Below are 19,236 nucleotides of genomic sequence, written 5' to 3'. Positions count from 1 at the left end.
GAATATTCCGTGTCAACATCAGGCTAGGTTTTCCCCGAAAGGCGTACGCCCAACTTAACATTTAACATTTAACACTTAACATTATATCAATTAGAGATTGTCGATTACATTGCAAACACGTGCGAAGATCTCATCTACAGTACCGAGACCCTCGATGTGGTGATGAATGCCTTCCTTCTCATACCAGTCGATGAGCGGAGCAGTCTGTGTATGATAAACATTGAGACGCTTCTTGATAGTCTCCTCGTTATCATCAGAACGGCCGCTTTCCTTACCGCGGTTAATCAGGCGAGCCATCAGCTCATCCTCAGGAACAGCCAGCTCAATCATCGCAGCAATCTTATGACCACGCTCAGAAAGCATCTTCTTCAGAGCCTCAGCCTGTGGAGTGGTACGTGGGAAACCATCGAAGATTACACCAGCGTGATCCTTACCGAAGCTATCGTATACACCTGCGAGGATGTCAATCATCAACTCGTCTGGAATCAACTGACCATTGTCGATATAACCCTTAGCTGTCTTACCAAGTTCTGTACCGTTCTTGATTTCGTTACGAAGTACGTCACCTGTAGAAATGTGACCGAGACCATACTTCTCGATCATCTTGTCGCTCTGTGTGCCTTTACCTGCACCTGGAGCGCCGAAAATTACGATATTTTTCATTTTTACCTTAATATATATATAAAATATTTATGTTGTGTCAGAAACTAATATTCATTCATCCATTTCTGTCCCCAAGGAGACAAAAGTATAGCAATAGTAACACCAAAGAAAACGGCAAACATGCCTAAAAAAATTAAAGTGTTCATACTTACATCCTCCTATTTTTATTATTAAACTTATTATATTTTTTACGCTTTGCTTCTTTTTCTTTCTTACCTTTCTTATCAAAATACAGAGCGAACCCGAAAAGTCCCGCTGCCAAGATAAAACTGACCAGATAAATAAGCCAATGCAGTTCTTCCCCCATATCTCCAACAAAAGTCGTAATAAACGTAGCTGTTATAAGATATTTGGAGATATCAAGAAAATAATCACTCAGTTTCTCCCACATGCTTCACCCCCTATTCTTCTACAATGGTGTAGATGTCGCGGAGGTTTCTGCCTTCTTGGTCATAATCCAATCCATATCCCACGATGAAATCGTTAGGGATTTCCATAACAGCATAGTTGATATCAAGATCAACCTTCAAGTTGCCTGGTTTCACGAGGAGCGAACAAATTTCGATGCTGGCAGGATTTTTCTTCTTCAGGTCTTCAATCATGTGAGCCATGGTGAAACCGGAATCTACGATGTCCTCTACGATAACCACGTGGCGGCCTGCCAAATCCTGGTTCAAACCCATCAGGGTCTTCATGCTGCCCGTAGAGGAGGTACCCTCGTAAGAAGCATACTTCACGAATGAAATCTCGCTTGGCACGGTAATCATTCGCATCAAGTCGGCTGCAAAGATAAATGCGCCGTTCAATACTGCCAGGAAGACAGGTTTCTTGCCTGCATAATCCTTGTTCAGACGGTCTGCTACGACCTGTACTTTCTTCAGAATCTCAGCCTCAGGAATCGATGTCTTGAAGCTTTTATCCTTGATCTTTACTATGCTCATAGTCTGTTCTATAATAATATTTTCTGCAAAATTACGAAAAAAACATGAAACTTCGTGCTTTCATCAACTATTTTTTGTACTTTTGCATGAAAATAACCGTTTATCTGCATGAGTTGACAAATTATCACGACAGTTCGCGCAGATAATACTAAGATTATCAGATAATATGAAGATTTTCACAAGCGCTCAGATTCATGAGTTAGATAAATATACCATTGAGCACGAACCTATCAGTTCGCTCAACCTGATGGAACGTGCAGCCAAAGCGCTGACACGTGCCATAGAAGAGGAATGGTCTAACCGCACTCCAGTGGTCGTTTTCGCCGGTCCGGGAAATAACGGCGGCGATGCGCTTGCTGTGGCGAGAATGCTCAGCGAGGATGGATATGATGTAAGTGTATACCTCTTTAATGTACAGAATAAACTGTCGGCAGACTGTCTTGCCAACAGGAAGCGTCTGCTGGATGCAAAGAGAGTGAAATTTACTGAGATAACCACCAACCTGGACCCTCCCAAACTGAATGCAGAAACGCTGGTGGTGGACGGACTCTTTGGAAGCGGACTCAACAAACCATTGGCTGGCGGATTCGCCGCGATGGTGAAATATATCAACCAGAGTCCTGCCAAGGTAGTAAGCATCGATATCCCTTCGGGACTGATGACCGAGGACAATTCCTATAATATCCATGCCAACATCATCCGTGCCACTCTGACCCTTACCCTGCAGCAGAAGAAACTGTCGATGCTGATGGCGGATAACCAGCAGTACCTGGGCAGACTGCGCGTTCTCGACATCCGACTTTCCCAGGAATTCATCCAGAATACGGAGTGCCGGTGCCGCATACTCGAAGAGAACGACATCCGTCCGCTCCTGAAATCGCGCAGCGACTTTGCCCATAAAGGCAGCATGGGTAATGCGCTGCTCATAGCGGGAAGTTACGGCATGAGCGGCGCTTCGGTATTAGCCACCAAGGCTTGTCTGAGAACAGGTGCGGGCAAGGTTACAGCCCATACCCCAAAACGGAATTATGAAATCATGCAGATTTCGGTACCTGAAGCGGTACTGCAGATGGATGCTGAAGAAACCATATTCAGCGAACCGGTAGATACAGAGATGTTCGATGCGCTGGGCGTAGGTCCCGGATTGGGACAGAACGAGACAACAGCCATCGCCCTCATCGCCCAACTGCGCCGTGCTACCTGTCCGCTCGTCATTGATGCCGATGCGCTCAATATTCTTTCCAGCCACAGGGCGTGGATGCAGCAGTTGCCTAAGAATATCATCATGACACCTCATCCGAAGGAGTTCGACCGGCTTGCCGGCAATGCGAGCAGCAGCTGTACCGAAAGACTGATGAAGGCAAGCGAACTGGCAGAACGCCTCCAGGCATACATTATATTAAAGGGACATTATTCTGCACTCTGCCACCCTGACGGAAAGATTGACTTCTGCAGTACGGGCAACAGCGGTATGGCTACAGCAGGCAGCGGTGATGTGCTGACAGGTATCATCACCGGTCTTCTGGCAAGAGGATACAAACAGGAAGATGCCTGTCGACTGGGTATGCATCTTCATGGTCTGGCTGGCGATCTTGCTGCTAAAGATCTGGGCAAAGAGAGCCTCATCGCCAGCGACATTATCCAGTATCTTCCGAAAGCATTCCTCAGATTGGAAGAATAATGATCAAGAAATAAGAATATCCATAAAAGTCAGGAGTTCTCGGCTTCTGACTTTTTTACTTGTTTCTGCGCATCATAGAACCTTACTTCCAAGGTTCTCCTCAAATCATCGCGACGGTCCATATTCAACTTTTTGCGAATATGGCAACGCTGGCTGGTGATATTTGATTCACTCTTATTGAGTTCTGCACAAATTTCCTTTAAAGTACGCCCCTGAAGAATCAGCTTGCATATTTCCTTTTCGCTGAAGGTAAGCCCATCACAAACCTGATCCCATGCCACTCTATTCAATTCTTCATTAAACAGATGTTCAGAAGCATGGGTAATAATCTTCTCCCGGACATCAGGAGTCAGACGCTTCATCAGGCTTTCTGCTGCTTCCGGTTGATTATCCTTCAAATCGGCAAGCATATTCAACGCCTTGTTTTCAACCCGAGCCATCCGTTTCGGCTGGCGTAACCCCTTGGTTACAATACTCATATTATATACTGCCACATAAACCAGCATCATGAAACCCAGGAAAATAGTCTTCAGACTGAACAGAACTGACATAAGCGGAATGCTGAACAGGTATATCAGCAACATCGGTATCATACCCACCGTGATGATGGTACAAGTCTTATACAAAGCTTGGCTTAACGCTGTAATAGCCAGGATAAAGACGACAAACAGGTTGCTGATAACGCTCAAATTATCATTAGCCAAACCGAAATTGATGCAAAATACGCTATCAAGAGCCAGTTTGGCGAACATCAGAAGGTAAAGAGAAGAAATACCTTTCACGAAAGCAATCTTCCGTTTCCAAATCAGGAACTGCAGGATGCAGAACACGAATGTATGCAAGCCACAGAGGCTTAAACCATAAGGTTCTTTCACCAGCAGAAAGAGCATAATATGATAAGGTATGATAACCAGCTCGCTTATCGTCAGAAGTAGAAAGGCGATAATGCGTCGGCGGTCTACCACACCACAATATTGAGGGCATAAATGATGCTCAACCCTCACAATCAGGTTTACAATGTCATTCTTCAGTTTCATTTCGCATTGGTTATTTTCTTAAATCTTATTTTTACTTTCGTAAGTCAAACGGCTCTTTTTCTAGGAAATTGTCATTTTTTTTAGGGAACTATTGATTCCGGCTGCAAAATTACAAATTATATCAGAAATCCTTGTTCAAATATCAGAAAATCGTGCAACTTTAACGATTTTAAGCATAAATCAGTGTACTATTTTGCTAAAAATGGCATTTTTCAGTATTTTTCAGTGATTAAAAATGTAAGCGGCTCCGCGTTTATACCTTGCATAATTCAAAAAAAAGCAGTAACAGCTGATTAAACAAATGCTGTTACTGCTTTTTCCATCGGTCAGGAAGTAAGTCTCTATATTTTTCTAATGGGGTATTGGGTTGCCATTCTACAGTCTTTTCTATTACGTCGCATATGTATTCAAACAGATTAATGCCATTCAGCCTGCATGAGATTGCGATAGAATATAGGATAGCCGCCCGGCTTGCTCCTTCGTGCGAACCAAAGAACATTGAGTTTCTTCTTGATAGTGATATGTACCTCTGGATTCTCTCAATGTAGTTGTTATCGAGAGCCGTATCACCTCTTTTGAAGATGTCACAAATGGCATTATATTCATTAAGGGCATAGCCGACCGCCTGCGCCAAGGTAGACTTGGGCAGCAAATCTTTCCTGGAAGATATTTCCTCCAGTTTCTCCAATAAATCCTGCAAAATGTCCGGTGCATATGACTGCCGATAGGCTAGATGGTCTTCAACGGTCCATCCATTTACCCCAACCTTATGTTTTTTGTCTTCTCGATAAAATCTGTTGAGGATATCTACGACCTCCTGAGCATCCTTGTCTTCCTTGCCGCAGTCGATGAAATCTCTCTTGACATGCTGCAGGCAGGCGATTCTCATAATGTCAGGATAAGCATCCGACTCCAGTTTCCGGTAAGGAGCATATGCATCACTCTGTATGGTACCTTTATAATCAGAGAATATGTTAAGTATGACCTGCTCAGAGCGTGATCCATCCTCATATACGAAGAAGACAAGTCCCAGTTTAGGCGCACTTACAGCCCAGAAGTAGCCTTTCTTCGAACCCTTGTCCGTAGGCTTTGTCTTGGCTAACAGCACTTTATGGTATGTCTCGTCTGCCGAGACATAATCCTGCTGCAACACTACTTGGCAGATAGCCTTATAGAAGTTTTCCAGTACATCGGCACTTCTGGCAATCAGTTTGTTTGCCGTGGCTTTCCTTAACGTAAACCCATTGTCGGCAAAGTATTTGATGATTCGCTCTACCGGCATGGAATAGATGTATCGCATCTGCAGGAGTCCTGCTGCAAAGGAAGGTGAATAGGAAGAATTCAACAACAGAGCCGGCGGAGTTTTCCCCGGATACATGATACTTCCATCAGTATAAGTGTTGATGTGATACACGGTCTTGATGAATTTGATGGGTTCCATGCTGTAACGTATACAGGTACGAGTTCCGAAGAGACGCAACGTCTTCAAAAACTCTGCATCCATGACAGGATCTATCGTAACATGCACCTCTTTCATCTCGTAATGCATGTCACGCTTGGCTCCGTTGTTTTTGCGTGCCTTTCTCTTTTCGGCCTGCTCTTCTTTCTTCTTGTCAAATTCCTCCTGGGTCATCGAGTCTTGTGGATTCTTTTCCTGACGTTCGGACTTCTTGCCTGAAACGAGCTTGCCGAGTGCCTTGTTCTGACGATTCGCTTTGTCAATGGCGATTCCTTTCTGGACGAGTAATTCTTCTAATGACTTTATACGTTCAATGAGTTCGTTGACCTGTGTAGTCAACGAACTCACCGTAGCATTAGCTTGCTGAAGCTGTTCGTTTGCAAGCTGAAGCTGTTCCTTTAAAAGTACTATAATTTCGTCCTTTTTCATAGTGCAAAGGTACGAAAAAATATCGAGATATGCAAGGATTTTTAGATATTTATTTTTCTATCTTGTTGATACACAGTTCATTAAATATAATCTTATGCGCCTATAGATTAAGCCGTTTCCTATATCTCATACTTTTCAGGCAAATTCCGCTCATGATGGCAGATAGCGTCTTGTACGGCATTTTGCATTGTTTGCTTTGGGGATCAAAGAATGGTAATTCAAAGGTTCCTCGCTCCAGTCGCTTCTGATACAGCAAGAAACCGTCGCCATCCCATTTTAGCATTTTTACCTGCTGGCGATTCTTTGAGAAGAAGATGAAGACGGCACCACCGAGTGGCGGCAGCTCCATCTCCGTCCTCACAATCTGGTACAGGCCATTTATGCCCATGTTCATTCGGACATATCGCTGGCAGACGTAATACTGGGTGTTTTCGTTTAATCCAAACATAGCAAGTCCTCCTTCTCGTAAAGTTTCATCAGATGCATGACTGATTTGGCACTACCTTTCTTGATGGTGACTATCGTTCCATTGGGAAAGGTTAAGGTTATGCCGAAAAGATAATTTTCCGGGCAGACGGAATCGGATGGCATTTCTATGGGAAGGAACATCATCCCAGTGTCCTTGGCTGTTGCTTCGGAACATTCCTTACGGGCTTCGGCCTGAAGCAGACGAATCTGTTGTTTGGCTAACCTAACAGAATAACCTTTCTCTGACATCCATCTATGCATCGAGCGATGGTTTACATGCCGTTCCTTTAAAAAAGGAATCAAACTGGCTTTTGGATTATGATTCAAATGAATCTGGAAGGCATTCCATGCCCTCTCATAACGTTCTGTTGCTCTCATAATTGCGTTGCTTTTAAAATTATATGGTGCAAAGGTAAGAACTTTTACGATAAAGGGAAAGGTATAAACGCGGAGCCGCTTACTTAAAAATTTGGTTGTATCCAATATTCGTTCTAATTTTGCGCCAGAAAACCAACGATATGAGATACAGACGAACTGAAAAGTAAGTTGAAAGTAAACTGAAAGGAGAAAAAGAACAGTTGAAAGTAAACTTCAGGAAACTAGAGTTCTCAGTAGATTCAGGTATTGGTAATCATTATAATTATAAAAGAGTATACGAAAGTAAAAGGTGATTCAAAATCACTCAATGTATTAAAAAAAAGAAAAGTTTAATTGAGGTATGAAGAAAAGGATTTTAATTGCGTTAGTAGCACTCGGCAGCCTTATCTGTCCTGCTCTAGCGCAGAAAGCTGCGGTAAAGACCAACTTGCTGTATGATGCAACGACAACCATGAACTTGGGTGTTGAATTCGGTCTTTCTCCAAAATGGACACTTGACGTATCCGGAAACTACAATCCTTGGACGTTTTCAAAGAACAAGAAATGGAAGCACTGGCTCGTTCAGCCAGAGGCCAGATACTGGTTCTGTAACAAAATGATGGGTTCATTCATCGGCTTCCATGCCTTGGGTGGATCTCACAACATCGGTGGCATGGATCTTGACTTCAAGTTCCTGGGCACTGATTTCTCTAAGCTGAAAGACTATCGGTATGAAGGATGGTTTATAGGTGCAGGTGTAGCTTACGGCTACGCTTGGGCTCTCTCGAAACATTGGAATCTGGAAGCTGAACTTGGCGTAGGCTATATCTACTCTAAGGCAGATAAGTTTAACTGTGCTCAATGCGGAGATAAACTTGAAGATGACAAGGCACACAACTATGTGGGCCCGACGAAAGCAGCCCTCAACTTAGTGTATGTTTTTTAAAAAGAATCAGAGATGAATACATATAATATAATAGGTAGTATGTTCGGAGCCTTGCTTATCGCTCTTCCTATATCAGCCGATAATACCCAGCAGGCTTACAAGAATCTGAAAATCCAGAACAAGGCAATCAGAAAGGTTGGCAACCAGGTGAAAGTGGCTATGGACTTGAACCTCGACCAAATTCAGCTTGCCAGCAACAAAGGTCTCATCTATACCCCAATGATCCTCAACGAAAAGGATACGCTCTTCATGCCGAGTGTTGAGGTGATGGGTAAAAAGAGATATATTTACTATCAGCGTAACCAGAAAACGGCTACGGCAAACCCACTCATCGTGGCACTCCGTAAGAACAAGACAGCACAAACGCTTCATTATGAATACGCCGCTCCGTTCAGCGACTGGATGAAGAACTCAAACTTCGCCATCAGTAATGATGCCTGCGGTTGCAACCAGCAACTTCTCGACGAAGGTATTCTGAATGCGGAAGGACGTGCATTCTCTACTCCGAAGAATCTCTTCAACGCTTATGTCCAGCCTAAGGCAGAAGCCGTAAAGGCAAGAAAGGAGAATGGTTCTGCCCGTTTGAACTTCAAGGTGAACAAGTGGGATATCCTGTACGATATGGGCAACAATGCCAGAGAACTGGATAATATCCGCAAGACACTCGACCTTGTAAAGAACGACTCGGATGTTACCATCACCAAGATAACCCTCCACGGCTATGCATCACCAGATGGCGGATATGCCAACAACAACAAGTTGTCGCATAACCGTACACAGGCGCTTTTGAAGCATATCCTGAAGACCTATCCTATTTCTTCAAAACTGTTTGCGGCCACAGCTACAGCAGAGGACTGGGCGGGAACCATCAAGTATGTAAATGAGAATGAGATTCCTCAGAAGGAAGCTGCACTTGAGATCATCAACAGCAACATGCAGCCAGATGCCAAAGAAAAAGCATTGCTCAAGAAGGCTCCTCAGGCTTATCGCTATCTCCTGCAGAATGTATGGCCATCACTTCGCCGTACCGACTATACGATAGAATATGATGTTCAGGCATTCAATGTAGCAAAGGCTAGAGAGGTTATCAAGCCCCGTCCTCAGAAGCTCTCACTTCAGGAGATGTATCTGGTAGCCCAGACTTATCCTAAGGGTAGCGCCGAATTCAACAATGTTTTCGACATAGCAGTAAGAATGTTCCCTGAAGATAAGCTTGCCAATCTCAATGCAGCCTCAGCAGCCATCGAACGTGGCGACAAGGTGAGTGCAGAGAAATATCTCCTGAAAGCTGGCGACAGCGCCGAGGCAAACAATGCCCGCGGTTGTCTGGCTTCCATGAAGGAAGACTATCAGACAGCCAAGCAATACTTTGAGAAAGCTATTGCCGGTGGTTTGAAGGAGGCGCAGGAAAACCTGGATAAAGTAAACCAGGCACTTTAAAGTAACTATTTACTTTCTATTTATATAAGTATAAGATAAAAGATGATGTAAAATACGATCTGTTTTCAGCGGATTGTGCCAATATGTGCGAAACTTAATTTTGAGAACAAGAATTAATAAAATATATTGTATAACTTTTTTTGTATTAAGTAAAAAGATTATGAAAAAAATGAATTTGCTCGTAATGAGCTTGGTTTCAGCCGCAGCTTTGTCTTTCACTAGCTGCAGCGACAGTGAGGATTTGGCTAATGACAAAGCAGGTCAGGAGAAGGTAGATGGTTTCTACATGACTTTGACCGTACAGTCTCCAAATGCTAGCGGTACTAGAACTTCAGTTCTTGATCCTACTGAGAATGCTACAGCAGGTGAAGCAGCTATCAAGACTGGTACTTTGTATTTGGTAGATAAGGATAATAAGATTGTTTTCTCTAAGGATCTTACGGAGCTGAATTGGTCTGGAGCCGTTAATGGTGAAAATGGTTCTACAACACCAAAGCAGGATGGTAATCAGACTTTCGAAATCAAGGTTCCTGCAGTTGAAGCAGGTCAAACATATCGTGTATATTTCCTGGCTGGTAGCAACAAGCCAGCAGGTGGTATGGACTTCGCTGCTACTAGCAACAACTTCTTCACTGCTGCTGAAAATAGCTTTGCATCTCCATTTGCAAACGATAACAACTTTGCTATGTTCAACCAGAACGATGCACAGGTAAATGGTAATGGTTATTCTGTAACCTTCATCCAGGCTAACAACAACTTGCAGAACCCTGCAAAGGTAACTTATAAATCAGCTGATGGAAATACTGAACAAAAAGGTGCAGCAATCAAGGTTGAGCGTGTAGTAGCTCGTATTGATGCTCCAAGTAGCACATCTGCAATTAGTACAGACGATCCAGCTGGTGCTTCAGAGGCTTTGAAGGTAGCTTTGAAGGATGCTAGAAAAAAGGTAGCTTCGTTTGAGTTGACAAACTATGCTATTTCTAACTTGGCAAACAAGTCTTACGTAATGCAGAATTGGAATTCTTCTGCACTTGTCATTCCTAGTGACAAAGATGGCTTCAGCTACATCCAGCCAAAAACTGCTTTCGGTGGAGATTACGATTACAAGAATGGTGGTTTCACTACTACAGCAACTAAAGTAAATTACGTATTCGAGAACAAATCAACAGAAAATCCAACATCTATGTACTTTGAGTACAAAGTTACTTTGAAAGACTACAGTGATGCTGATTTCAAGGATGATGCTACCAATGCAGGTACATTCTATCGTTACAACAACGTAATCTACACCTCTTTCGATCAGATCTTCAAAGATTATGCTGATGTTGCAAACCTTTTCGGCGAAGGCATGGATGCTAAAAAGATGAAGGAAGAATTGATGAAGGTCATCAATGACGAAGATAAGTTGGCTGAGTTCCGTCATACATACAACATTGAGGTATTCAAGGGAGGTAAGACATACTACAAGCAGGTTATCAAGGATAATCACATCGCCGGCATTATCCAGCGTAACAGCATCTATCGTCTCACTGTTAACAATATCTTCAATGTAGGTGCCCAGGTACCTAATGGTACTCCAACAGAGAATGATTTCTACTATCTCAACGTTACCGTTACTGTTAACCCTTGGGTTCTCAACAACCAGTCAGTTGACTTGCAGTAATATTCCGTCAAACCAGACAGATAAAATATAAATACTTATATATACCAATACTCTCGGGGGAGCAATCCTCCTCCGAGAGTTTATCAATCAAACGTTCGTTCTGAAAAGAACGAAAACATTCTTAAAAGATAACTAACATTGCCGCCCATGTATAAAAGGCGGGAGATACAAAGACGTGCCGTCATACCCCCAACCCGAAAGACTGGCACTTTTCATCCTTAGATAATAACGATGCCGAAGGCAACGAAACAGAGAGCTGATGAAGCAAAGATATTCGCTACCTACGGCACTCACTATATAAAATAAGTAAAAGTAAAAGATTATAAAAGATAAAGAATATGGCACATTTCCTCAACAACAAATGTTGCAAGCTGGTTTGCATCTCAGCCATCGCACTCACTTCTCTTTCATCATGCATGAAAGATGATATCACGAGCTGCCCTACAGCTAAGTTGTCGCTCAAATTCGACTATACTTATAATGTGAAAGAGGCTGATGCTTTCTCTGCTGAGGTGAAGAACCTCAACGTTTATGTATTCGACAAGAACGGTAAGTTCGTAGATAACTATACCGAGTCGGCTGACAAGTTTGAAACAGGTCATAAGATGGAAATCACAGACCTGCAAGCAGGCAAGTATACCTTCGTCTGCCTGGCTCGTGACAAGCAGCCTGCCGCAATGGGAACAAGAGCCGAAGGTGATGATGAGACCGAGTTTAGCTTTACTAAACTTACCCCAGGTATCTCTACCATCAACGACCTGCAAGAGGAAATGGGCAAAAAAAACGCAGAAGAATCCGTTAACGACAAGCACTTCACCGCCCTCTATACCGCACAGGACTCCCTCAACTTTGATGGAGAAAACGATGTGCAGGGAAAATTGAGTCTGATGAAGTGTACCAAGACATACCGCGTGGTGATGCTTCCATTCGAACCCGACCAGGAAGGATTCACAGCCGAAAACTTCGATGTAGAAATCAAAGGTTCCGCTGCCCTACTCGACTATAAGGGCGACAAGGTAAAGCCAAAGGCAATCACCTATCTTCCTTATGAGAAGAAACTGGTAGAAAACCACAGCGGTAAGACCGAGGTAGAAGGCGAAGACGTAGAAAAGGCGCTGGTTTACGACCTGTCATCATCACGTATGTTCGAAACCAAAGATGACAACAAGAGCCGCGCTGCCGACGGATCCAGCCAATATGATGACAAGCGCATCGTCATCACCGACAAGCGTATCAACAAAGTCATCTTCAACCACTCCCTGCCTTGGTTCCTCTCACTCTGTGCCAGCGACCGCTACGGCAAAGACTGGAGCGACCAGCAGTATCTGGACCGTCAGGACCATTACACCCTGGTATTCTACGTGCCAGCTCCAAGTTCTACCTACAGCATGGATGCAAGAATCAAGGTAAACAACTGGGTTCTGAATCTTCAGAATGCCGACCTGGGAAAATAAGAAAAGAAAGAAGTATAAGTAAAAGAAAGAAAACATGAAACGCTATCAATCTACTCTGACCAAGATGACACGCCCAGTGTGTATGGCACTCGCTGCTTTGCTCATGGTAGGCGCAATGGCATCCTGTTCAGAGAACGAAAATACAGAAACAGCTCAAAGCGACAATGCCTATCTGAGCCTCAGTTTCTCTACCGGCACCGGAAACAGTACCAGAGCCGGAGAAACTAGCGGAAAGGCTCTTGCCGACAATGAGACTGATGCAAATCCTACTCAGGAGAGCGACATCCACAACATCAAGGTGTGGGTGTTCAAATCAAATACCGGCGATGAAGCCACTCCTATCTCTTATAAAGCAGAGACGCTGAGCGAAGTGAAGAACGGTAACTATACCCTGAACCTCCGATTCCTGAGAAAGATTGGCGGCAAAGAAGTAAAGAACATCGACCTTTACATCCTGGCAAACTCTGAGAGCATCAACATGCTGGACCAGATGAAAGGCAAAGACCTCAGTTCTGTTACCCGCAAAGATCTGAAAGAAGTCAGCTTTACCTCACCTTTCGGTATCAATAGCGATGGTACTGCAGAAACAAAAGAAGTGCCAGCCGGAAAGGGACTCCCTATCTCCCGTGCCATCACCGAGATTTCTGTAGATAGTCATGTGGCTGATACAGAAGAAGGAGCCAAAGACAAAGGCATCAAGATTCCTCTGGTGCGCGCCGTTTCGAAACTCCATTTTTACTTTGCCCGCAAAAAGGGTAATGATGCCAATACCAGTCAGGTAAAGGTAACAAGAATAGAGGTAGAAGGCAATACCATCCCTACTGCCAGCTATGTTTTTCCCGACGAAGCGACATATAACGAGAATGGTTACAACCAGGACGTTACTAGTCAGAAATACAATTCGGCTACAACCTACGTATCAGACGCTCTGAAACTGGCAGGTGTAGAGAACAAGGATATCATGGAAGTGGAGGATCCTAAGAGTTTCATCAAAAAGAGTAATCAGTCAGCCCAGGAATATCTGGATGCTTTTGATAAGAAAGGAATCAAATCTCATGATCTCTGTTATCTCCGTGAAACCACCAAAGCCATCAAAGGCACCATCTACTATTCATTAGATGGTGGGAAAAACGAGAAGCACGAGACCTTCAATATTCCTTCTGATGGAAATGCCATCAGAAACAGAGAACTGGTAGTTTATGGTTATTTCCTCAACGGACAGATGGGCAAACTCACCGTTACTCCATCTATTCAGGAATGGCAGGATGGAGGAACATTCGATTTCATCGATGCCTCTACCAACGTGGTTATTCCTGACAAAGATCAGACCGACTGGGGCTACAAGGTATATTACGGTTTCCCAAAACTCGGACCGATGATTACGCTCGAGGATATCGATACCAAAGGTAAGCCTTGGATTCTCCAGACAGACAACCCGATGTTCGGATTCGTACAATGCGATAAGGATGGCAACTATGATGATCATAAAGATCCGGTTTACGATCCAATCATTTCAGACCAAAACGATGGAAACAAAATAATTGGATATACTTATCATATAGATGATTTCATCATCAATAAAAGTGGTAAGAAGGATACGCTTTACTTCTATGTGGTTCCGAAAAGCAGACTGGATCTGGCAAAGCCACACAATGTAAAGGCGCATGTCTTCCTGACGAAATATCCAAACGATAAGTTTATCCTGAATCCAGGTTTCAAATATAATGGATGTAAGGAGGGCAAATTCGCCGGTAAAGATATTCACTTTGAACAAGTATTATAAAGACAACAGAAAATAACATTCATCATGAAGAAGTTATATATAGACATAAGATTCGCAAAATGCATCTTGGCTCTTACGGCAGGATGGCTCATGGCAGGATGCTCAGCTGAAGACGAACTGGGAAACGGTTCGGCTACACAACAGCTGAGCATGACTCCCATGGTCAACGACCTGCAGACCACAAGAGTGAAGGAAGAAGAGAATCTTCATGAAAAAACTCTGTCTTCTCTTGACTTTAAGATGTTCGAACCAACAAATAATGGTGATTGTAGAATCGACTGCCAGTTTAAAAGTCCGGCAGAAAACCAGAAAGAGGTATTGGCTTCGGGCAGCTGGAAATCGAAACACCAGCTTGATGAGAATAATACTTATCCTTACTATGCAGTAGCCAATGCAAAGGATAATCTCAAGGGTAAGGACCTGGCAAAACTTCTTGCCAGCACCCAGCAGGATGATGATATCTGGATGCCAGCTACCAAGGTAAGCGACAAGAAATTCCTGATGAGCAGCCAAGGTGAGTATACCATCACCGAAAATCCGGAACAGGATATTCCAGTAGAACTGGTAAGAGCTGCTGCCAAAATCAAGCTGAACATCTCTTCTACGGTGAAGGATTACCATATTTCAGACGTTCAGTGGAAACTCATCAATTACAATACCAATACTACCATCTTTGCTGGTGATCAAACCGCAACTCCATCTATCATATCAGACAACAATACCTGGAGCCCGGCAGCATCTGCAGAAGATGAGAAGGGGAATAAGGTCTTCACGGTAACCACCTACAGTTATTCCACCCAATGGAAAACTCAGGAAACAATGCCACAGATTGTAGCAAAGGTCAACTTTAAATATAAGGACGATTCTAAAAAGGATACCCTGAAGGTATTGAATATACCGGTTCGTGACCCTCAGGGTGACAAGAAGTTAGACCGCAACTATATCTATACCGTCAATGCAGTCATCAAGTATCTGGATACCAATACGCATATCGATTACGACGGAGATACTGATTATCTGAAATGGGCGATTGCCAAATGGACCCAGGGTGGAGATACTTATGTGAAGGGAGATAAAGCAAGTTTCCTCGTGGTATATCCTACCCAACTGGACCTCAAGGATCCGATGGATTGGGGAACAGCAAACCAGTGCATCGACTGGTTTGCATCCTGCCCTATCTTTCAGCAACCAGAAAAGGAAGGATATTACTTTGATAAATATGGTAAAAAGATAGTGGATAACAACCTGGCTGGTCAGATCATCAGCCAGTCTGACAAAAGCGTTAGTGACGATAACCGAGGAAAGATAGATATTCATGGTAACAAACCAGAAAATACCATCAGCTACATCAACTTCCTCGTAAAGACTATCGACGGCTCCAAATCTCAGAAAGTGAATGTAAGGAAGTACCCTGCCATCTATTCACTCAATGTAGAAAGTACGGGTACTAAGAATCAATACCAAAATAAACGCCTATACACGATTCAACACTCAGTGACAAAGAGTAGTAACACCTATAGCGTGGCAAAGCCATCAGATAAAAATGACAATACGGTATCACCTGCTTTCATCATTGCCTCAACCATCAATAGTAGGTTGCAATCAATAGGCAGCAACGACGAAGCCAAGAAATACTGTGAACAGTACAAAGAAAAGGCTAAGACAAGGAAAGGCGAGGATCTTGATCTAAGCGGTTGGCGTTTGCCTACAAAAGAAGAGGTTAAAAAAATAATTAGTTTACAATCAGGCAATAACGCTATTCCTAATGATCTGTTACAAGGTGAATACTACTGGACATTCGATGGCGATAAGTCTGAAGAACAAAGTAACGCTAATTACAATGGAGCCTTTGTTCGTTGCGTACATGACTTGACACCAGATGAAATCGAGAAAATAGAGGATCAAGGTATAGAATAAAGAAGGTTAATGATATGAAACAAATAAGATTACATATTGGTATGATAGCAGTGCTGTTAACATTTATGTTGGCAGCCTGCACTGATTGTATAGTAGACAACGAGACTTCAAGCAACGAGGCTGAAGATGGTTACTATACCGCTCACTTCAATGTATCCATCCCCAGCTTCGAACAGCAGGTTACCCGAAGCACCCTGTTTACGAATGAAGGCATCGGGAAAAACTGCGTCAAGCTGTTCTGCTTCGATGAGGAAGGTCAGTTCGTGGGTTTTGGAAAAGTCGGGGAATTCGGTGAAATCAAAGGTTTCAGAAGAGACGTAAACGGCAACATCATACAAAACGGCGACAAAGATATCGACAATAATGGACAAACCACCCCTCGAAATTTTTCTGCCCAGATTCCCAATAAGACGGCTCGCATCCATCTGGTGGCAAATACAGAAAGCCAGTACAAGACCATCGACTGGGAAAACCAGTCAAAATGGGTGGGTATGCACGAGAATATACTGATGACCACCTTCGAGACAGAGTATGGTGAGGATCAGGCTGCGCTGACCCGATACTGGGGCTACATCAAGGAAGATTCACCAGAGAAGCTCAAGGAATATCTCCGCCAGGATAATACCAAGCAGGATTACATCATCCATCTTATCAGAGACAGAGCCAAGATTTCGGCAGAATGGAGTAAGCAAGCCAAAGAAGCTCCCAATTCAAACCTCAAAGACGAGGACTTGACGATGACTGTGGTGAATGGTATGGCATACGGAACGCTGGCTCCCTTCAACAGAGACAGTCTGTTATTCAACCCTACTACAGGAGATGATAAGTGGGAATGGAAGGTGGATTATGTAACTCCTGCCATCAGTAACAAAAAGATGAAAGGTGATAAAAAACAGATGTATAATCCTACCGCAGCATTCGAAGATAGAAACCTGCCTACTGATCCGGCAAAGGTATTGCTGAAATACAACGGACTATGTTACCTGATATACTTGCAGGATCAGGACAACGTTCCTTATGCCATCAAGCGAAATTACGAATATAAAATAATCATCGACAAACTGGACGAAAGCTGGGGTAAGAATAGTTTGGAGGAAGCGCTGAAAAGCGCACCTATCAATAATCCTTGGATTAGAGTGGAACAATACATTCCGGGAGTGAAGGATGGTAATTATGAACTCGCCATCAACGAGGGCACCTATCAGACCACCAATGCAGCTTCCGGTTCTGAACAATTCATCGAATTCACCTATAAGGGCGATGATGCAGCCGACAAGAAGCCTACGGATTTCGTGGCTTTATGGACTGAGAACCTGTCATTAGGAACTACAGCTGCACCAGTGGTTACCAGCTATGATTATAAGACCGGTACCGGTACCATTAAGTACAAGCTGGGCACGGTAGACAAGACCTGGCGAGAGGGCATCATCTACCTCACCGACAAGAAGCATGGACTCAACAGAAACATCCATCTCTATAGTGTGAGTGAGGCTAATTATGGCTTCCAATGGAACAATAAAGGAGAATTCACCATCACCATTCCTAAGGATTATCCTGACGGACTGGTGCCTGTGAATTTCAAAATCGCATCCAACGATATCTACCCAGAAGACTGGAAGGTAGAAATAGGTGATACTCAAGCCGAAACGGAAGGCAAATGCAAAACAGACAGCTGGTTTACCTATAAGGCTGAAGTAATCAAGAGGGATTCAAAAACTCTTCAGGAAAATGGAGAAAGAACCTATACATATACCTTTAAGTTGAGGAAAGTGCGCAGCAATGCCAAAAAGGTATGCTTCTGGCTGAAGGCTGATAACTTCAACCAAGGAAAGGCCAAGAAGTTTGAATTCACCTATCAGTAGTAAGTCTAAGAAAAGTTTAGTTCATATATCTGTATCGGGGCGCATATCGTTTCAAAATTTAAATGCCCCCAAATATCAATGAAATAGGTAATAAAATAATTATCATTTACTATACAAATAGAATGCGGGAACCAATAAATTAAACTAGACTGGTCGTTGGAACTGTAGTTGCCGAGGTGATCTCACCTTCTATAGTTCCGCGGCTTTTTTTTATATAAAAAACCTTGCCACTTTCAATTTTATTTTGTAATTTTGCACCCGTTAGTAATATCATTAATTCCAATATAAAGATGATGGCAAGATTCATATTCCTCAGTTTCTTCATGCTGGTTGGAGCCTTAGCCCCAACCAAGGCTCAGAACAGTTTCCCATACCCTGCTCTGCCAGACAGTCTGCGCAGCGTAGAGCAACGCGCAACATACCTGAGTGAGCACTATTGGGACAACTTCAACTTTTCCGACACCCTGGAACTGGCAAACAAGGAGATGGCAGAACAGGGCTTTGTCAACTTCATCGATATTCTGGCACGTTTCGACCAGGAAATAGCCCAGAAGGGTATCGCTGCCTTTACAGCCAAAGCTTACCAGCAGAAGCCATCTAAGGAGAAGTTTGAAAGCCTCATCGAGCATTATTATGAGAACCCTGAGTCGCCCATGCGCAACGATAGGGTATATGCCCTATTTCTGGAAGACATGGCTAAATCGCCATACTTCGATGAAACCGAGAAAGAAAGGATAGGATTTAAGCTGAAACAGGCAAGAAAGAACTTGCCTGGCACACAGGCTACCAATATCAGTTTTATGCTGGAAGACGGCAAGCCTCATCAGTTGAGCGATTACCGGGAAAAGAAGGTTATCTTATATTTCTACGATCCTGACTGCGAGAACTGCCACAAGATATCTGCATGGCTCGACAAACAGACAATACCAGCCGGCTTCAGTCTGCTCCGCATCGTAGCAGATAACCGCTTGAGCACGATTTACGGGCTCAAAGCCATGCCAACCATTTACCTGTTGGATAAAGAGAATAAGGTGATATTAAAAGACTGTACACCTGAACAGCTCATAGAAGCATTACAGGGAAATGAAAACAGAAAGTAAAACTAGACTGGTCGAAAGAAGCGACATCTGTTATTG

The 19,236-nt window shown here is 43.4% G+C and carries 16 protein-coding genes; 9 read left to right on the top strand and 7 right to left on the bottom strand.

What is annotated here, in order from left to right; all coding sequences use genetic code 11:
• Positions 1–90 precede the first annotated feature (90 nt).
• The 3 genes from ONT19_RS14250 to hpt form a co-directional block, all read right to left on the bottom strand.
• Entirely contained in the window at positions 91–663 is a 573-nt protein-coding gene (locus tag ONT19_RS14250; protein WP_264953133.1) for an adenylate kinase, read from the bottom strand.
• 148 nt (positions 664–811) lie between these two features.
• Complete coding sequence (locus ONT19_RS14245; RefSeq protein ID WP_117695689.1) at positions 812–1,054, bottom strand: DUF6722 family protein; 243 nt, start codon at positions 1,052–1,054, stop codon at positions 812–814.
• 10 nt (positions 1,055–1,064) lie between these two features.
• A complete protein-coding gene (gene hpt, locus ONT19_RS14240; RefSeq protein ID WP_217326406.1) occupies positions 1,065–1,604 on the bottom strand; it encodes a hypoxanthine phosphoribosyltransferase in 540 nt (179 codons plus the stop codon).
• A 166-nt stretch (positions 1,605–1,770) separates the two neighbouring features.
• On the opposite strand from hpt, the gene ONT19_RS14235 reads away from it, so the two are divergent.
• Positions 1,771–3,285, top strand: coding sequence for an NAD(P)H-hydrate dehydratase (locus ONT19_RS14235; RefSeq protein ID WP_264953132.1), 1,515 nt, complete (start codon positions 1,771–1,773; stop codon positions 3,283–3,285).
• A gap of 29 nt (positions 3,286–3,314) precedes the next feature.
• On the opposite strand, the gene ONT19_RS14230 is transcribed toward ONT19_RS14235, so the two are convergent.
• The 4 genes from ONT19_RS14230 to ONT19_RS14215 form a co-directional block, all read right to left on the bottom strand.
• Positions 3,315–4,322 (bottom strand): LuxR C-terminal-related transcriptional regulator, encoded by a 1,008-nt coding sequence (locus ONT19_RS14230; RefSeq protein ID WP_264953131.1) that lies wholly within the window; start codon positions 4,320–4,322, stop codon positions 3,315–3,317.
• 307 nt (positions 4,323–4,629) lie between these two features.
• Entirely contained in the window at positions 4,630–6,210 is a 1,581-nt protein-coding gene (gene tnpC, locus ONT19_RS14225) for an IS66 family transposase (RefSeq protein ID WP_264952447.1), read from the bottom strand.
• 100 nt (positions 6,211–6,310) lie between these two features.
• The gene (tnpB, locus tag ONT19_RS14220) at positions 6,311–6,658 is read right to left on the bottom strand and encodes an IS66 family insertion sequence element accessory protein TnpB (RefSeq protein WP_117588063.1); all 348 of its coding nucleotides are present in this window, start codon (positions 6,656–6,658) and stop codon (positions 6,311–6,313) included.
• Positions 6,646–7,056, bottom strand: coding sequence for a hypothetical protein (locus ONT19_RS14215; protein ID WP_264952448.1), 411 nt, complete (start codon positions 7,054–7,056; stop codon positions 6,646–6,648). Before ONT19_RS14215 ends, tnpB begins: the two co-directional genes overlap by 13 nt.
• 340 nt (positions 7,057–7,396) lie before the next feature.
• On the opposite strand from ONT19_RS14215, the gene ONT19_RS14210 reads away from it, so the two are divergent.
• The 8 genes from ONT19_RS14210 to ONT19_RS14175 all read left to right on the top strand — a co-directional run bounded on the left by ONT19_RS14210 (position 7,397) and on the right by ONT19_RS14175 (position 19,200).
• Positions 7,397–7,981 carry a DUF3575 domain-containing protein gene (locus tag ONT19_RS14210; RefSeq protein WP_217313129.1) on the top strand — a complete coding sequence of 195 codons (585 nt, stop codon included), beginning with the start codon at positions 7,397–7,399 and terminating at the stop codon, positions 7,979–7,981.
• Positions 7,982–7,993: 12 nt separating this feature from the next.
• Entirely contained in the window at positions 7,994–9,421 is a 1,428-nt protein-coding gene (locus ONT19_RS14205; protein WP_264953129.1) for a DUF3868 domain-containing protein, read from the top strand.
• Positions 9,422–9,581: 160 nt separating this feature from the next.
• The gene (locus ONT19_RS14200; protein WP_264953128.1) at positions 9,582–11,084 is read left to right on the top strand and encodes an Mfa1 family fimbria major subunit; all 1,503 of its coding nucleotides are present in this window, start codon (positions 9,582–9,584) and stop codon (positions 11,082–11,084) included.
• A gap of 338 nt (positions 11,085–11,422) precedes the next feature.
• Complete coding sequence (locus ONT19_RS14195; RefSeq protein ID WP_264953127.1) at positions 11,423–12,538, top strand: FimB/Mfa2 family fimbrial subunit; 1,116 nt, start codon at positions 11,423–11,425, stop codon at positions 12,536–12,538.
• Between the two features lie 34 nt (positions 12,539–12,572).
• The gene (locus ONT19_RS14190) at positions 12,573–14,321 is read left to right on the top strand and encodes a hypothetical protein (RefSeq protein WP_264953126.1); all 1,749 of its coding nucleotides are present in this window, start codon (positions 12,573–12,575) and stop codon (positions 14,319–14,321) included.
• A 24-nt stretch (positions 14,322–14,345) separates the two neighbouring features.
• On the top strand, positions 14,346–16,238 hold the full coding sequence (locus tag ONT19_RS14185; RefSeq protein WP_264953125.1) for a hypothetical protein: 1,893 nt from the start codon (positions 14,346–14,348) through the stop codon (positions 16,236–16,238).
• Between the two features lie 14 nt (positions 16,239–16,252).
• Complete coding sequence (locus ONT19_RS14180) at positions 16,253–18,100, top strand: hypothetical protein (protein WP_264953124.1); 1,848 nt, start codon at positions 16,253–16,255, stop codon at positions 18,098–18,100.
• A 293-nt stretch (positions 18,101–18,393) separates the two neighbouring features.
• Positions 18,394–19,200: a DUF5106 domain-containing protein gene (locus tag ONT19_RS14175; RefSeq protein ID WP_264953123.1), complete on the top strand. Its 807-nt coding sequence runs from the start codon at positions 18,394–18,396 to the stop codon at positions 19,198–19,200.
• Positions 19,201–19,236: the final 36 nt, after the last annotated feature.

It is taken from the genome of Segatella copri (assembly GCF_026015625.1).
GTDB classification, from domain to species: Bacteria; Bacteroidota; Bacteroidia; order Bacteroidales; family Bacteroidaceae; genus Prevotella; species Prevotella copri_H.
The sequence above is the reverse complement of the archived record's forward strand: the minus strand, read 5'-3'. Positions and strand labels throughout refer to the sequence as shown.

What these genes read in the sequence shown, in the direction of transcription:
- ONT19_RS14200 (WP_264953128.1), top strand. Translation starts at nt 9,582, where the DNA reads ATGAAAAAAATGAATTTGCTCGTAATGAGCTTGGTTTCAGCCGCAGCT.
- ONT19_RS14175 (WP_264953123.1), top strand. Translation starts at nt 18,394, where the DNA reads ATGGCAAGATTCATATTCCTCAGTTTCTTCATGCTGGTTGGAGCCTTA.
- ONT19_RS14185 (WP_264953125.1), top strand. Translation starts at nt 14,346, where the DNA reads ATGAAGAAGTTATATATAGACATAAGATTCGCAAAATGCATCTTGGCT.
- ONT19_RS14235 (WP_264953132.1), top strand. Translation starts at nt 1,771, where the DNA reads ATGAAGATTTTCACAAGCGCTCAGATTCATGAGTTAGATAAATATACC.
- hpt (WP_217326406.1), bottom strand. Translation starts at nt 1,604, where the DNA reads ATGAGCATAGTAAAGATCAAGGATAAAAGCTTCAAGACATCGATTCCT.
- ONT19_RS14215 (WP_264952448.1), bottom strand. Translation starts at nt 7,056, where the DNA reads ATGAGAGCAACAGAACGTTATGAGAGGGCATGGAATGCCTTCCAGATT.
- ONT19_RS14190 (WP_264953126.1), top strand. Translation starts at nt 12,573, where the DNA reads ATGAAACGCTATCAATCTACTCTGACCAAGATGACACGCCCAGTGTGT.
- ONT19_RS14180 (WP_264953124.1), top strand. Translation starts at nt 16,253, where the DNA reads ATGAAACAAATAAGATTACATATTGGTATGATAGCAGTGCTGTTAACA.
- tnpC (WP_264952447.1), bottom strand. Translation starts at nt 6,210, where the DNA reads ATGAAAAAGGACGAAATTATAGTACTTTTAAAGGAACAGCTTCAGCTT.
- ONT19_RS14245 (WP_117695689.1), bottom strand. Translation starts at nt 1,054, where the DNA reads ATGTGGGAGAAACTGAGTGATTATTTTCTTGATATCTCCAAATATCTT.
- ONT19_RS14230 (WP_264953131.1), bottom strand. Translation starts at nt 4,322, where the DNA reads ATGAAACTGAAGAATGACATTGTAAACCTGATTGTGAGGGTTGAGCAT.
- tnpB (WP_117588063.1), bottom strand. Translation starts at nt 6,658, where the DNA reads ATGTTTGGATTAAACGAAAACACCCAGTATTACGTCTGCCAGCGATAT.
- ONT19_RS14205 (WP_264953129.1), top strand. Translation starts at nt 7,994, where the DNA reads ATGAATACATATAATATAATAGGTAGTATGTTCGGAGCCTTGCTTATC.
- ONT19_RS14195 (WP_264953127.1), top strand. Translation starts at nt 11,423, where the DNA reads ATGGCACATTTCCTCAACAACAAATGTTGCAAGCTGGTTTGCATCTCA.
- ONT19_RS14250 (WP_264953133.1), bottom strand. Translation starts at nt 663, where the DNA reads ATGAAAAATATCGTAATTTTCGGCGCTCCAGGTGCAGGTAAAGGCACA.
- ONT19_RS14210 (WP_217313129.1), top strand. Translation starts at nt 7,397, where the DNA reads ATGAAGAAAAGGATTTTAATTGCGTTAGTAGCACTCGGCAGCCTTATC.